The sequence below is a fragment of the Saccharopolyspora ipomoeae genome, from assembly GCF_029952525.1.
GTDB classification, from domain to species: Bacteria; Actinomycetota; Actinomycetes; order Mycobacteriales; family Pseudonocardiaceae; genus Saccharopolyspora; species Saccharopolyspora ipomoeae.
In genome coordinates this window covers 77,723-90,539 of record NZ_JASAOF010000021.1, presented here as the reverse complement: position 1 = coordinate 90,539, position 12,817 = coordinate 77,723, and the positions used below count along the sequence as shown (strand labels likewise).

The 12,817-nt window shown below is 70.2% G+C and carries 17 protein-coding genes; 10 read left to right on the top strand and 7 right to left on the bottom strand.

The window, feature by feature from the left end; genetic code table 11:
- The first annotated feature begins 122 nt into the window (after window positions 1-122).
- Together QFW96_RS24625 and QFW96_RS24620 are read left to right on the top strand one after the other, a co-directional pair.
- Complete coding sequence (locus QFW96_RS24625) at window positions 123-1,346, top strand: ROK family transcriptional regulator (protein WP_281458095.1); 1,224 nt, start codon at window positions 123-125, stop codon at window positions 1,344-1,346.
- Between the two features lie 96 nt (window positions 1,347-1,442).
- Window positions 1,443-2,540 carry a Gfo/Idh/MocA family protein gene (locus QFW96_RS24620; RefSeq protein ID WP_281458094.1) on the top strand — a complete coding sequence of 366 codons (1,098 nt, stop codon included), beginning with the start codon at window positions 1,443-1,445 and terminating at the stop codon, window positions 2,538-2,540.
- 3 nt (window positions 2,541-2,543) lie between these two features.
- On the opposite strand, the gene QFW96_RS24615 is transcribed toward QFW96_RS24620, so the two are convergent.
- Entirely contained in the window at window positions 2,544-3,464 is a 921-nt protein-coding gene (locus QFW96_RS24615; RefSeq protein ID WP_281458093.1) for an oxygenase MpaB family protein, read from the bottom strand.
- Window positions 3,465-3,593: 129 nt separating this feature from the next.
- Here QFW96_RS24615 and QFW96_RS24610 point away from each other — a divergent pair, with 129 nt between their 5' ends.
- The 5 genes from QFW96_RS24610 to QFW96_RS24590 all read left to right on the top strand — a co-directional run bounded on the left by QFW96_RS24610 (window position 3,594) and on the right by QFW96_RS24590 (window position 6,255).
- Window positions 3,594-3,815, top strand: a complete 222-nt coding sequence (locus QFW96_RS24610; RefSeq protein ID WP_281458092.1) for a hypothetical protein — start codon at window positions 3,594-3,596, stop codon at window positions 3,813-3,815.
- 65 nt (window positions 3,816-3,880) lie between these two features.
- Entirely contained in the window at window positions 3,881-4,162 is a 282-nt protein-coding gene (locus tag QFW96_RS24605; RefSeq protein ID WP_093420260.1) for a metal-sensitive transcriptional regulator, read from the top strand.
- An 11-nt stretch (window positions 4,163-4,173) separates the two neighbouring features.
- The gene (locus QFW96_RS24600) at window positions 4,174-4,524 is read left to right on the top strand and encodes a DUF6153 family protein (RefSeq protein WP_281458091.1); all 351 of its coding nucleotides are present in this window, start codon (window positions 4,174-4,176) and stop codon (window positions 4,522-4,524) included.
- A gap of 67 nt (window positions 4,525-4,591) precedes the next feature.
- Window positions 4,592-5,212 carry a DUF305 domain-containing protein gene (locus QFW96_RS24595; RefSeq protein ID WP_281458090.1) on the top strand — a complete coding sequence of 207 codons (621 nt, stop codon included), beginning with the start codon at window positions 4,592-4,594 and terminating at the stop codon, window positions 5,210-5,212.
- Window positions 5,213-5,457: 245 nt separating this feature from the next.
- Complete coding sequence (locus QFW96_RS24590) at window positions 5,458-6,255, top strand: SAM-dependent methyltransferase (RefSeq protein WP_281458089.1); 798 nt, start codon at window positions 5,458-5,460, stop codon at window positions 6,253-6,255.
- Here QFW96_RS24590 and QFW96_RS24585 read toward each other — a convergent pair.
- The 3 genes from QFW96_RS24585 to QFW96_RS24575 form a co-directional block, all read right to left on the bottom strand.
- Entirely contained in the window at window positions 6,250-6,522 is a 273-nt protein-coding gene (locus QFW96_RS24585; RefSeq protein WP_281458088.1) for a GlsB/YeaQ/YmgE family stress response membrane protein, read from the bottom strand. The genes QFW96_RS24590 and QFW96_RS24585 overlap by 6 nt on opposite strands.
- An 81-nt stretch (window positions 6,523-6,603) precedes the next feature.
- The gene (locus QFW96_RS24580; RefSeq protein WP_281458087.1) at window positions 6,604-7,479 is read right to left on the bottom strand and encodes an SAM-dependent methyltransferase; all 876 of its coding nucleotides are present in this window, start codon (window positions 7,477-7,479) and stop codon (window positions 6,604-6,606) included.
- Window positions 7,480-7,564: 85 nt separating this feature from the next.
- A complete protein-coding gene (locus tag QFW96_RS24575) occupies window positions 7,565-8,452 on the bottom strand; it encodes a class I SAM-dependent methyltransferase (protein WP_281458086.1) in 888 nt (295 codons plus the stop codon).
- 394 nt (window positions 8,453-8,846) lie between these two features.
- Here QFW96_RS24575 and QFW96_RS24570 point away from each other — a divergent pair, with 394 nt between their 5' ends.
- On the top strand, window positions 8,847-9,149 hold the full coding sequence (locus tag QFW96_RS24570; RefSeq protein WP_281458085.1) for a hypothetical protein: 303 nt from the start codon (window positions 8,847-8,849) through the stop codon (window positions 9,147-9,149).
- Between the two features lie 221 nt (window positions 9,150-9,370).
- Here QFW96_RS24570 and QFW96_RS24565 read toward each other — a convergent pair whose 3' ends face one another.
- Window positions 9,371-9,628, bottom strand: coding sequence for an SHOCT domain-containing protein (locus tag QFW96_RS24565; protein ID WP_281458084.1), 258 nt, complete (start codon window positions 9,626-9,628; stop codon window positions 9,371-9,373).
- 210 nt (window positions 9,629-9,838) lie between these two features.
- On the opposite strand from QFW96_RS24565, the gene QFW96_RS24560 reads away from it, so the two are divergent.
- Together QFW96_RS24560 and QFW96_RS24555 are read left to right on the top strand one after the other, a co-directional pair.
- Entirely contained in the window at window positions 9,839-10,771 is a 933-nt protein-coding gene (locus QFW96_RS24560) for an acyl-CoA desaturase (RefSeq protein WP_281458083.1), read from the top strand.
- Window positions 10,772-10,860: 89 nt separating this feature from the next.
- Entirely contained in the window at window positions 10,861-11,196 is a 336-nt protein-coding gene (locus tag QFW96_RS24555) for a VOC family protein (RefSeq protein ID WP_281458082.1), read from the top strand.
- A gap of 44 nt (window positions 11,197-11,240) precedes the next feature.
- On the opposite strand, the gene QFW96_RS24550 is transcribed toward QFW96_RS24555, so the two are convergent.
- Entirely contained in the window at window positions 11,241-11,591 is a 351-nt protein-coding gene (locus QFW96_RS24550) for a TraR/DksA family transcriptional regulator (RefSeq protein WP_281458081.1), read from the bottom strand.
- 26 nt (window positions 11,592-11,617) lie between these two features.
- A complete protein-coding gene (locus QFW96_RS24545; RefSeq protein ID WP_281458080.1) occupies window positions 11,618-12,622 on the bottom strand; it encodes a TerC/Alx family metal homeostasis membrane protein in 1,005 nt (334 codons plus the stop codon).
- Window positions 12,623-12,817: the final 195 nt, after the last annotated feature.

The following is a 12,817-nucleotide window of genomic DNA, read 5'->3' as shown; positions in this document are numbered from 1 at the left end:
GTGTCTCACGCCCGTTCTCGTCCTCACTCACGCTAGGATCCGCTTTTTCCGCCGACAAGAGCTATTGTTTATTTTCTTTTCGGTCATAAATCAGCGTTAAATCGCCGGGAAGGGGTTTCGGCGTGGGATGGGATCCGGTCCGGCTGACCGTGCCGCGCACGTCCGGACGAGCCGACGGGAACCTGGTGCTCAGCGGCCTGACCAGGCTCATCGCCTCCGGCACCGCCGAGAGCAGGGCCGAGCTGGTCAAGCGCACCGGACTGGCCCGCTCCACCGTCAACAGCCACCTCGAAGCGCTGCTGGCCGCCGGGGTCGTCGTCGAGAAGGGCGCGATCAGCGGCGGTGGCCGGGGCCGTCCGGCGCACCGGCTGGGCCTCGCCCCGCGCGCCGGGGTCGTGCTGGCCGCCGACGTCGGCGCGCACTCCACCCGCCTGGCCGTGGCCGACCTCGGGCAGGAGCTGCTGGCCGAGCGACACGTGGCGCTGGACCTCTCGGTCGGCCCGGAGCGCTCGCTGGACGTGCTCACCGAGCACCTGCGCTCGCTCGTCGGCGGCGCAGGAGTCGCCACCGATCAGGTCAAAGCGCTGGTCATGGGCCTGCCCGGACCGGTGGACTCGCGCATGGGGATGCCGGTGCGGCCGCCGATCATGCCGGGCTGGGACGGGTTCCCGGTCGGCGACACGATGGCCGACCGGTTCGACTGCGCGGCCTCGGTGGACAACGACGTGAACCTGATGGCCCTGGGCGAGGCGCGGGCACTGCCCGCCGACGAGTCGCCGCTGCTGTTCCTCAAGGTCGGCACCGGCATCGGCGGCGGCATCGTCTCGGCCAACGGCGAGCTGCACCGGGGTTCCGACGGCGCGGCCGGCGACATCGGGCACATCCGGGTGCCCGGGGCCGACGACGTGATCTGCCAGTGCGGCAACGTCGGCTGCGTCGAAGCGGTGGCCTCGGCCGCGGCGGTGCTCCGCGGGCTGCGCACCGAGTCCGGCGGGCCGGGGACCACAGACGACCTGGCCCGGCTGCTGCGCGACGGCGATCCCCTGGCCGTCCGGGCGATCCGCGCCGCGGCGGCCACCATCGGCGAGGTGGTGGCGATGCTGGTGCACTTCTACAACCCGAAGCGGATCGTCCTGGGTGGACTGATCACCTCGGTCGGCGACGACCTGCTCGCCGGGATCCGCAGCGTGGTCTACCGCCGCGCGCTGCCGCTGGCGACCCGGAACCTGTCGCTGGCCAACAGCGCGCTCGGACGTTCCGCGGGCGTGGCGGGTGCGGTGGTGGCCGGCATCGAGAACGTGCTCTCACCGGAGGGAATCCGGGGCCTGGTGCGCGAAATCCCTTGACACCGGCACGTCCGCGCGGCAACGATGCGATCTGTCTCACGCCACCGCACCGACCGCTCGGTCGCGCGGCTTCGAGACGTCTGAGGGAGATCCTTCATGAGTGACCCCACGTTCCGGGTCCCCACGTTCCGGGTCGGAGTCATCGGTGCGGGCTGGGCGGGCCAGCAGCACCTCGCCGCCTACGACGCCCTGCCGAACGTCGAGATCGCGGCGATCGCCGGGCAGGAGACCGACGTGGTCACCTCGCTGGGCGAGCGCTACGGCGTTCCGCACCTGTTCGACAGCTGGGAGCAGCTCGTCGAGCTGCCGGACCTGGACGCCGTGAGCGTCGCGGTCCCCAACTTCCTGCACGCGCCGATCGGCGTCGCCGCGCTCAAGCGCGGGCTGCACGTGCTCAGCGAGAAACCCCTGGCGCGCAACGGTGTCGAGGGCCGGCAGATGGTCGAGGCGGCGCGCGCGGCGGGCCGGGTGCTCGACGTGGCGTTCAACCACCGGCTGCGCGGCGACGTCCAGGCCCTCGGCCGGATCATCGGCAGCGGCGAGCTGGGGCGGCCCTACTACGCCAAGGCCTCGTGGATGCGGCGGCGCGGCATCCCCACCATCGGCAGCTGGTTCACCAGCCGCGAGATGGCCGGCGGCGGGCCGCTGGCCGACATCGGCGTGCACGTCCTGGACTACGCGCTGTTCCTGCTCGGCGAGCCGAAGGTGGAGTCGGTCAGCGCCGTCACCTCCGGTGAGCTGGGCAGTCGCGGAGTCGGCGGCATGAACTGGGAAACGGCCCGCGCCCGGGGCGGTTTCGAGGTCGAGGACTTCGCCTCGGCGTTCCTGCGCCTGGAAGGCGGCGGGGCGCTTGCCCTGGAGACCTCGTGGGCGGCGTTCCGCGACCCGACCGATCTGCTGGACTTCCACGTGCTGGGTACCGAGGGCGGCGCGGAGCTGCGCGCGGTGGGCGCGGCCAAGAAGGCGGTCGGCGACCTGCGGATCTTCCGCGACGTCGACGGCGAGATCGCCGACTACCAGCCCGCCGCCGAGCCGGGCCGCGCGCACGCCGCGGTGGTGGAGAACTTCATCCGCTTGCTGGCGGCACCGCAGGAGTGGGCCGCCAACGACGGCTCCCAGGCCCTGCGCCGCGCCGAGATCATCGACGCCTGCTACCGCTCGGCCACCGAGCACCGCGAAGTTCCGGTGGCGTGAGCCTCACCCGGCGTTGGCCGGGAAGTAGTGCTTCGGGTCGCCGCGCTTGTCCACCGGCGGGTAGTTGCGGGGCGGGGTTTCGACCAGGGGCGCGTCGATCGGGCGGCGCCCCTGGGCGCGCTGCCAGGCCGCGCGGGCGCGCGGGTGGTAGCGGAAGCGGAACGGCACCAGCTTCCACAGAGCGCCGAAGGCGCGGCCGCCGACGCGGAGCAGGAGTTCGTCGCGGCGGGTCCAGCGCAGGCCGAGCTTCTCCCGGACCGGTGGGTCGTAGCAGCCGGTGGTGAGCCAGAGCATCAAGCGCACCGTCGGCGGGCGCAGCAGCCGCCACAGGGGGTCCGGCAGCCAGCGCACCAGCGGCGGTTTGCCGATGCGGGAGACGTCGCGGACGTCGAGGGTGGCCTGGTTGACCTCCAGCTCCTCGCGGCACATCCGGTCCCAGTAGCGCTGGAAGCTCGGCCAGTCCTCCGGCACCGGGCGCATGCTCATGCCGTAGAGCCGGTACCACTGCACGCCCTCGGCGTAGACCTGCGCCTTCTCCGCCTCGCTCAGCGGCGTGCCGAGGCGTTCGTTGATCAGGATCGGCATCACCAGGAACGTCGCGTGCGCCCAGAAGAACGTCTCCGGGTTGAGCGCGTGGTAGGGCCTGCCGCGCTTGTCGACGCCCTTGATGCCGTTGTGGAAGCCGCGCACCAGCTTGGCGGTCTCGGCCGCGCGCGGACCGTCGTAGACCACGCCGCCGATCGGGTACAGCGACCGGTAGAGCCGCTCCCACCGCTCGTCGAAGAACTCCGAGTGCTCCTCCACCCCCGCCCCCAGCTGCGGGTGCATGTTCTGCATCGACCCGGCCCACAGCGCGAGCAGCAGCCCGCGCCAGTCGCCGAAGTAGCGCCACATCAACGAGTCCGGACCCAGCGGTTCGGGCATGCCCACGCTCCGATCGATGTGAGGACAGCTGTCATCAAAAGTAGGCAGGCGAACACGCAGCGTCAATGCCGCACGCCCGGACGGACGCCACCGGACCGGCACCTAGACTCGGACACCGGAGGTGGGGTCGTGAGCAAGAACCAACTGGGCGTGCTGCTGATCCGCACGCTGCTGTTCTTCGTCGTGGCCGTGGTGCTCGGCGTGATGACCGGCTGGCCGACGTACGCGATCATCGCGGTCGCGCTCACCGGCGGCGCCGCGCTCGTGCAGTTCGGCGGCTGGCTGTGGATGCGCCGCACCGAGCAGGACGCGCCCGCCGAGAAGCCCGCGGTGCGCGGCGAGTTCCTCTGACTTTCCCGAGTTACCCCCCTGGGGTATAAAGGTGGTGGGCCCACCGGTCCAGGGGAGGGAAATCGATGCACGGCTACGCCCACAACAAGGACGACTACGCCAAGCGACTGCGTCGCATCGAAGGTCAGGTGCGCGGCCTGGCGCGCATGATCGACGACGACGAGTACTGCATCGACGTGCTCACCCAGGTCTCTGCCACCACCAAGGCGCTGCAGGCCGTGGCGCTGGGGCTGCTCGACGAGCACCTCAAGCACTGCGTGTCCGAGGCGATGTCCGAGGGCGGCGAGCAGGCCGACGCCAAGATCCGCGAGGCCAGCGACGCGATCGCGCGCCTGGTCAAGTCCTGACGGATCATCTCGTGCGCCCGACCGCGCTGCGCTGGGTCCTGCTGCTCGCCCTGGCACTGGGCGTGGTGCTGATGCACCACGTGCCCGCCCAGCACGACTCGCACCACTCCCAGCACACCGCGACCGCGCAGGTCCAGGCCGCCGCCTCCGAGCACGACGACGGCTCCCACGAGCACGACCTGCTGCACCTGTGCCTGGCGGTGGCCGCGTCCTTCCTCGCGCTGCTGGCCCCGCGCCTGCGCGCCGACCTCGGCGTGATCGCCGAGATGCCCCCGCCTCGCTTCCGGCGCACCCTGGAGCGGGCGCGCCAACCGGATCCCTTACCTCGGCGGCTCGCCGCACTCTGCGTACTCCGGCGCTGATCGGCACCGGACCGGCACGACCGGTCACGCCCGATCCAGCCCCAGCGAACACGAGGTATTCCCAGCGATGAAGCACGCCCGCACGGGTGTCGCCGCGTTCGGCGCCGCCCTGTCCCTGTCCTTGCTGGCCGGCTGCGGCCAGCCCGACGACGCCGCCCCGGCGGCTCCCCCGGCGCACACCGCGCACGGCGACCACGCACCGGAGCAGCCCGCACCCGAGCAGCCCGCCGCGCCCGAGCACAACGACGTCGACGTGATGTTCGCCCAGGGCATGGTGCCGCACCACCAGCAGGCGCTCGACATGTCCCGGATGGCCGCCACCAACGCCGAGTCCCAGCAGGTCAAGGACCTGGCCGCGCGGATCGAGGCGGCGCAGGGCCCGGAGATCGCCAAGCTCAACGGCTGGTTGCGCGACTGGAACGCGACCGGCCACGGCGACCACAGCGGTCACGCCATGACCGGCATGATGTCCAGCGACGAGATGGCGGCCCTGGGCCAGGCCAAGGGCGCCGAGTTCGATCAGAAGTTCCTGATGCTGATGATCAAGCACCACGAGGGCGCGGTGGCGATGGCCCGCACCGAGGTCGACAAGGGCCGCTTCCCCGACGCCCAGCAGATGGCCCGCGAGATCATGATCAGCCAGCAGTCCGAGATCGACTCGATGCGCACGATGCTCACCCAGCACTGATCCGGGAGCGTCAGCGAGGGACGGTTCTTCCTCGAATTGACCCGGCAAAACGGACTTTGATCATGGGTGATTCGAGGAAGAACTGCTCCCTCCCGCACACCCGACCGACGCGATCTGGTGACCCCGGTGGCGGTGGTACGGGTTGGCAACTGAACCGTGGCCGGTGCTTGACCTCGACTCGGGTCTGCGGGGTATTAGCATCACGGCTGGGCGGGACCTCCGCCCGGTCGTGAGGGGGTAGTGCGATGTCCGAGCCCGACGAGGTCGACGTGGCCAGGCCGAACGCTGCGCGCGTCTACGACTACTACCTCGGCGGCAGCCACAACTTCGCCGTCGACCGCGAGATGGGCGACGAGGCGATCGCGATGTGGCCGGAGCTGCCGCAGATCATGCAGGCCAACCGCGCGTTCCTGCGCCGGGCCGTGCACTTCTGCGTCGAGCGGGGAATCCGCCAGTTCCTCGACCTCGGCTCGGGGATCCCGACCGTGGGCAACGTGCACGAGGTGGCTCAGCTGGCCGCGCCCGGCACGCGGGTCGTCTACGTCGACACCGATCCGGTCGCCGTGGCCTACAGCAAGAAGCTGCTGGCCGACAACCCCGACGCCGACATCGTGCGCGCCGACGCGCGGGAACCGGACGAGGTGCTGAACTCGGACGAGGTCGCCGCGCTGCTGGACCTCGACGAACCGGTGGCGGTGATGATGGTGGCGCTGCTGCACTTCGTCGGCGACGAGGACGGCCCGCAGGAGATGATCGCCCGCTACCGCGCGGCGATGGCGCCGGGCAGCTACCTGGCGATCTCGCACGCCACCGCCGAGGGACGCCCCGACATGGCGGACGAACACGCCGACCTCTACAAGAAGCGGACCGCCACTCCCATGACGTTCCGCTCGCGAGTCGAGGTCGGCGAGTTCTTCGAGGGTTTCGAGCTGGTCGAACCGGGGCTGGTGTTCCTGCCCCAGTGGCGGCCGGTCTCGCCCTCCGAGGTCGGTGACAACCCGGAGCGCTTCACCGCGCTGGCCGGTGTCGGCCGCAGGTCATGAGCGGATGCGGCGCTTGCGACCCGTGATCTGGTTGTAGATGACGAGCACGATCACGGCACCGATGACGGAGCCGATCCAGCCCGCCGGCTGAAAACCGCGCAGGCCCACCGTGAGCAGGCCGAAGAGGAAACCGCCCACCGCGGAACCGGCGACACCGACGACGATCGTCATCAGCAGGCCGATGTCGTCCTTGCCGGGCACGATGGCCCGGGCGATGAAGCCGGCGATCAGACCGAAGACGATCCAACCGAGAATTGTCAGGAACACCGAGCTCACCCGTTTCGCTCGCGGACACTTGCGAATCCCCAGGCTACTCCGATCTTGCGAGCCGGGTCGCGGTGATCGTCTTCACCCGGGTTTCACCGCGGTCACGAATCGGCTGATGTCGAGCATCGGGCCGACGGCGCGCCCCGGGTCACGGCCGAGCCGGGTGGCCGCGTCCTCGCTGGGCTCGGCTTCGGCGCGCCAGCCGAGCTCGTCGAGCACCTCGGTGACGGGAACCCCTCCGGCGTGGAGGAGTTCGTCGAGGTCCATGCCCTGCTTGCGCCCGTACTCGGCGATCTTCGGGTCGTCGCGGATCCGCGCGGTGTCGCCGAACTCCTCGACCGCCACCCGGCTCGACGGCGCGGACAGCTCGGTGATCGTCGCCAGCAACCGGCGTTCGGCCTCGGCCGGCAGGTACGGCAGCAGACCCTCCGCCAGCCACGCCGCGGGTTCCGCGGTGTCGAAACCCGCTCCGATCAACGCGGCGGGCCAGTCCTCGCGCAGATCGACGCCGATCGGCCGGTAGCCGCAGGGGAGTTCGACGTCGGCGAGGGTTTCTCGTTTGAACTGCAGCACTTTCGGCTGGTCGAGCTCGAACACGACGGTGCCGCCGGGCCAGTCGAGCCGGTAGGGGCGGGCGTCGAGACCGGCCGCCAGGACCACGAACTGCCGCAGGCCGGAACGCGCGGCGGCGAGCAGGAAGTCGTCGAAGACGCGGGACCGGACGCCGACGTAGTGGTCGATGCGCTCGGCCCAGCCGCGCTCGTCGTCGGGGATGGCCGCCAGCGCCTCCGGCGTCGTCGGGAACGCCATCCCCTGGTCGGCCGCGCGCACCAGGACCTCGGCGTGGGGGTCGTCGATGAGCCGGTCGGCGCGGTGGGTCTCGATGGCGCGCACGGCCGCCACGGCCAGCGCGGTGCGGCCGACGCCGCTGATGATGTCCCAGTCCTGTTCCGCCACGACCCGATCGTAGGCGCGGCCGGAGCCGCCTGCCGGTTTCCCCGAAAGAGCCTGACCAGCAGACCCTTTCGGGGGTGCACCGGGTTCACTCGGGCTTGTGGGACTCCACGAAGCGGCTGGCGTGGGTCATCTGCCCGAACAGGCCCGTCAGGTCCCGGCCGTAGCGGGCCGCCTTGGCCTCGGCACCCTCGACCTCGGTCTTCCAGCCGAACCCGCGCAGCACGTCGGGCGCCTCGGGGCGGTCGTCGGAGTGCAGCAGGTCGCGCATGTCCAGGCCCCACTCCTTGCCGAACTCCGCGAGGCTCTCGTCCTCGAAGATCTGCCCGACGTTGGCGAAGTCCTCCACCGCGAGCCGGCTGCCGGGGGCGGAAAGCCGGTCGATGGTCTCCAGCAGCTGCTGCTCGGCCTCCTCGGGCAGGTACGGCAGCAGGCCCTCGGCGAGCCAGGCGGTGGGTTGCGACGGGTCGAAGCCGGCCTCGGTCAGCGCCGCCGACCAGTTCTCGCGCAGGTCGATCGCCACGGGGCGGTGCGCGCAGTTCGGCGCGGCGTCGAGCCCGTCGAGGACGGTCTGCTTGAACTCCAGGACCTTGGGCTGGTCGATCTCGAACACGGTGGTGCCCTCGGCCCAGTCCAGGCGCTGGGCGCGCGCGTCGAGCCCGGACGCGAGGATCACGGCCTGCCGGACTCCCGCTTCGCCCGCCTCAGCGAAGAAGTCGTCGAAGCAGCGGGACCGCACGCCCATGTAGTCCTCCATCTTGGCCTGCGCCCAGACGGAGTCGGCCGGCAGTTCCGCGACCTCGGCCGGGGAGGTCGGCATGGGGGCCGGTGCGTCGGCGGCCTTGACGAAGGCGGCCGCGTACGGGTCGGAGATCAGCCGGTTCTCGCGGTGGGTCTCCAGCGCCCGAGCGGCGGCCACGCCCAGCGCGGTCAGCCCGACGCTGGTCACGATGTCCCATTGCTGGTCAGTTGTCACGCTGCGCCCCTTCCGGCCCCGCGCCACCCCGGGGCCTCATTCGTTCCGGTCACTCGCGCGGAACGCGCTGAGCAGAAATCGGTACTAAGAGTGACCGTAACAAGTTAGTTGTATGACGCAACTAAGTGTGCGCCAGGGCACACGCAGATCGGACGAACCACCGAAAGCCGCCTACCCAGGCGAAATGCGCACGAGAGGCGTTCGACGCCGAGCGTTCACCCGACGGTATTCGCGGTGACCGGCAGCGAACACTTTCCGGGTGAGAATTCGGAAGAGGAAGCAGAGAAAGACGGGTACTTTTCAGCACTCCGTTGCACCGGATCAACGAGATCCACCCATGTGGGTGATCATCGGCGGAGAAAATTGTGCTGTTCAGCGCATAGACTCCCGGCCCGTGACTGCACTACCGCACAGCTCGACCGAGGCGGCCCTGCGCGACGCGGTGGACACAGCCCTCATCGACCTGCTGACGAAGCCGAACAACCCGGCGGACCGCGCCCGTCAGGAACTCACCCGCGCCGTCGGGCTGCTCGACGAGCACCCGCAGATCGAGGTCTCGGCGGACGCGGTGACCGCGGTGCGCTCCGCCGCCGAGCACCTCGCTCAAGGCGAGCGCGCCAACGCCCGCACCGCGCTGGTCAGCGCCCGCGGCCGGCTCTCCGCACCGGGCTCGCGGCAAGCCGCTCGGCACAGCTGACACCACGACGTCCCTCGTGGACGAGGTGCTCACCTCGCGTTGGTGGGTGGACAGTTCTCATGAAAACTGCCCACCTCTGGAGACCGGGAAGTTTTCATGAAAACTTCCCCACTCGTGGGGACGGGAGACCTCGTGGGGGTGTCTCGTGGACGTGGAGGGGGACAGTTTTCATGAAAACTGTCCCCCTCCCACAACCACATCACCCGGAGTTCACGACCACATCACCGGAGTTCGCCGAGTCGTTCTCGGTACTCCTCGCCGGTGAGCTCGCCTCGGGCGTAGCGCTCGGCGAGGATCGTGCGGGCGCTCTCGGTCGCCGAGGGACGCCGGGTCTTGCGCAGCAGCGCGTAGATCACCGTGCCGATCAGGGCGGCGATGAGCACCATCCACACCAGCCCGAAGATCCAGAACGGGCCTCCGCCGTGCCCGCCGGGTCCGGGACCACCGGGTCCCCACTGCATCAGGAGTTCGGTCACCATCTCTGCTCACCTTCTTCGTCGGTGAGACCAGCATCGGCGCGTTGGCCGCTCGCATCGTCGGCCCAGGAGCGACAACCGCCCTACCGAATGCGACGTACCGGTCGTGCGGAGTTCACCGCCGGTTGCCGCCCGGTTCCTTGCGATCATCAGCGCCCTCGGGGTTGGGTGAAGCGTGCGGGCCCACCGCACCCCTAGCCGAGGAGATGCCAGTTGGACGCTGCCGAGATCACCGGACCCAAACCCGTCCTGGCCGGGCGCAGGCCCTGGGGCCCGCAGCTGTCGGTGTACGTGTTCATCCTCGGACCGTTCCTGGCGCTGCTGGCGGCCGTGCCGCTGGCGTGGGGCTGGGGCCTGCGCTGGTGGGACGTCGCCCTGGCGGCGGGCTGGTACGTGCTGACGATCCTGGGCGTCACGGTCGGCTACCACCGCTACTTCACCCACGGCGCCTTCCGCGCGAAGCGCTGGTTGCGGATCACCCTCGCGGTCGTGGCGAGCATGGCGGTGCAGGGGCCGATCCTGCACTGGGTGTCCGACCACCGCCGCCACCACGCCTTCGCCGACCGGGAGGGCGACCCGCACTCCCCCTGGGCCTTCGGGACCTCACCGGCTGCGCTGGTGCGCGGGTTCTGGCACGCGCACATGGGCTGGGTGTTCGAGCGCGACCTGACCAACCAGGAGCGCTTCGTCCCGGACCTGCTGGCCGACTCCGACATGCGCCTGGTGCACAAGCTCTTCGGGCCGCTGACCGTGGCGACGTTCCTGCTGCCGGGCCTGATGGGCTGGCTGATCACCGGCACCGCATGGGGCGCGCTGACCGCGTTCTTCTGGGCCGGTCTGGTGCGGGTGGCGTTCCTGCACCACGTGACCTGGTCGGTGAACTCCATCTGCCACCTGGTGGGCGAACGCCCGTTCAAGAGCCGCGACAAGGCGGCGAACTTCTGGCCGCTGGCGATCCTGAGCATGGGCGAGTCCTGGCACAACCTGCACCACGCCGACCCCACCTGCGCCCGGCACGGCGTGCAACGGGGTCAGATCGACATCTCGGCGCGGGTCATCTGGCTGTTCGAGAAGGCCGGGTGGGTCCACCACGTCCGCTGGCCCACGCCCACGCGGCTGTCCCGGCTGGCCGTCGGCGAGGACTGAGACCCACCGGGCAGCCTCACCGAGGGGTCAACTCGGTGTTGGTCCTCGACCGGGAGCCCGCTGTCGGGGGCCGCACCTACGCTCGGGGCGTGTACGCGATCGACTTCGTTGAGTTCCCATCGAGTGCGGCTTCCAGCTCGGGCCGGTTCTTCGCACGGGCTTTCGGCTGGACCGCCACCCCCTACGGGCCCGACTACGCCGACGTGGCCGGTGCCGGTATCACCCTCGGCTTCCAGTCCGATCCCGACGAGCTGCCTCCGGCGCCCCTGGTGACGATCCGCGCGGACGACCTCGACCAGGCGCGGCGCGACGTGGAGAGCGCGGGAGGCGTCATCACGGTCGAGCCGTTCGAGTTCCCCGGTGGCCGGCGTTTCCACTTCCGGGAGCCCGGTGGCTGCGAACTGGCGGTCTGGCGCCCGACCTGAGCGCGCGAGCGGGGTCGTTCGCGGCCCGCGCCCGCTGCGGGAGGTCAGTGCCGCGCCGAGGTGCAGCGGATGCACAGGGTGGCCGCGGGCAGGGCTTCGAGGCGTTCCTTGCTGATGCGCTTGCCGCAGCGCAGGCACTGGCCGTAGGTACCGGTCTCGATGCGGTGGGCGGCCTGGTCGAGCGCGTCGAGCTCGGCCTTGGCGTCGGCCAGCAGGCCCTGGGTCTGGGCGCGCTCGTAGGCGATGGTCACGCCCTCGGGGTCGTGCTCGTCGTCGTTGGTGGTCCAGGTGGCCTGCTCGACGATGGACGCGAGGTGCCGCTGCAGCGACTCGATGCGGTGCTGCACCTCGTCCCGGTGCTCGGCCAGGATCCGCTCCGGCGATTTGCGCGCCATGCCCGGACAACGCCGGGCGGCGCGCTTTATTCCGCCTCGGCCCCGGTCGTCACCGGTTCAGGTGCCGGTTCGTCCTGGCGCTTGGTGCGCGACCGGGCGAGGCTGGCGACCGTGGTGATGGCCAGGGTGAGCACGATGAAGCCCAGCGAGGCGGCGATGCCGATGTCGGGCACCGCGAAGTGGATCTCCTCGACGTGCGAGCCGTGCAGCGCTTCGATGATCAGCTTCAGCCCGATGAAGCCGAGGATGACCGCCAGCCCGTAGCTGAGGTAGATGAGCCGGTCGAGCAGCCCGCCGATGACGAAGTACAGCTGCCGCAGCCCCATCAGCGCGAAGGCGTTCGCGGTGAAGATGATGAAGCCGTCCTTGGTGAGCCCGAAGATGGCCGGCATCGAGTCGAGCGCGAAGATCACGTTGGCGAGCCCGAGCGCGGCCACGACCAGCAGCAGCGGGGTGAACATCCGCTTGCCGTCGACGCGGGTGACCATCTTGCCGCCGTCGTAGGTGTCGGTGGTGGGCACGAACTTCTGCAGCGCGCGGATCATGCCGCTGCCGTCGTCGTCCTCCGAGTCGTCGCCGGCGTCGCGGGCGACCTTGATCGCGGTGTAGATCAGGAACGCGCCGAACAGGTAGAACACCCAGTTGAACGCGGCGAGCACCGCGACGCCCGCGGCGATGCAGACCGCGCGCAGCACCAGCGAGATCAGGATGCCGATGTAGAGGACCCGGTGCTGGTGCTCGCGGGGCACCGCGAACCGGGACATGATGAGCACGAAGACGAACAGGTTGTCCACCGACAGGCTGTACTCGGTGACGTACCCGGCGAAGAACTCCGCGCCGCTGGTCGACCCGGCGAAGGCGAACAGCAGTCCGCCGAAGATCGCCGCGAGCGCGACGTAGAAGGCCACCCACAAGCCGGCTTCCTTGACGCCGACGGCGTGCGGCCGCCGGCCCACGATCAGCAGGTCGGCCGCGATCAGGCCGAGCAGCGCGACCAGCGTCACCGCCCACACCCACACCGGGAAGTTCATCCGCGTCCCCTCACACCGACTGCTGCGCCACTCGTCCGGACACCCGGACGAGTGAATGCAGAATACTGTATGGAAAACCGGGCCCAACGAGACCAGAGCGACAAACCCGAGCAATTCGGGCGGAAAATCACGCCATTCGGAGCAAAATCACAGCCGGGCAGGGGCCTTTGACGCGCTAAGTCCGATTCATCCTCG

Coding starts and splice junctions, on each gene's coding strand:
- QFW96_RS24615 (WP_281458093.1), bottom strand. CDS start 3,464: ATGCCCGAACCGCTGGGTCCGGACTCGTTGATGTGGCGCTACTTCGGC.
- QFW96_RS24565 (WP_281458084.1), bottom strand. CDS start 9,628: ATGGTGACCGAACTCCTGATGCAGTGGGGACCCGGTGGTCCCGGACCC.
- QFW96_RS24605 (WP_093420260.1), top strand. CDS start 3,881: ATGCACGGCTACGCCCACAACAAGGACGACTACGCCAAGCGACTGCGT.
- QFW96_RS24590 (WP_281458089.1), top strand. CDS start 5,458: ATGTCCGAGCCCGACGAGGTCGACGTGGCCAGGCCGAACGCTGCGCGC.
- QFW96_RS24550 (WP_281458081.1), bottom strand. CDS start 11,591: ATGGCGCGCAAATCGCCGGAGCGGATCCTGGCCGAGCACCGGGACGAG.
- QFW96_RS24595 (WP_281458090.1), top strand. CDS start 4,592: ATGAAGCACGCCCGCACGGGTGTCGCCGCGTTCGGCGCCGCCCTGTCC.
- QFW96_RS24545 (WP_281458080.1), bottom strand. CDS start 12,622: ATGAACTTCCCGGTGTGGGTGTGGGCGGTGACGCTGGTCGCGCTGCTC.
- QFW96_RS24620 (WP_281458094.1), top strand. CDS start 1,443: ATGAGTGACCCCACGTTCCGGGTCCCCACGTTCCGGGTCGGAGTCATC.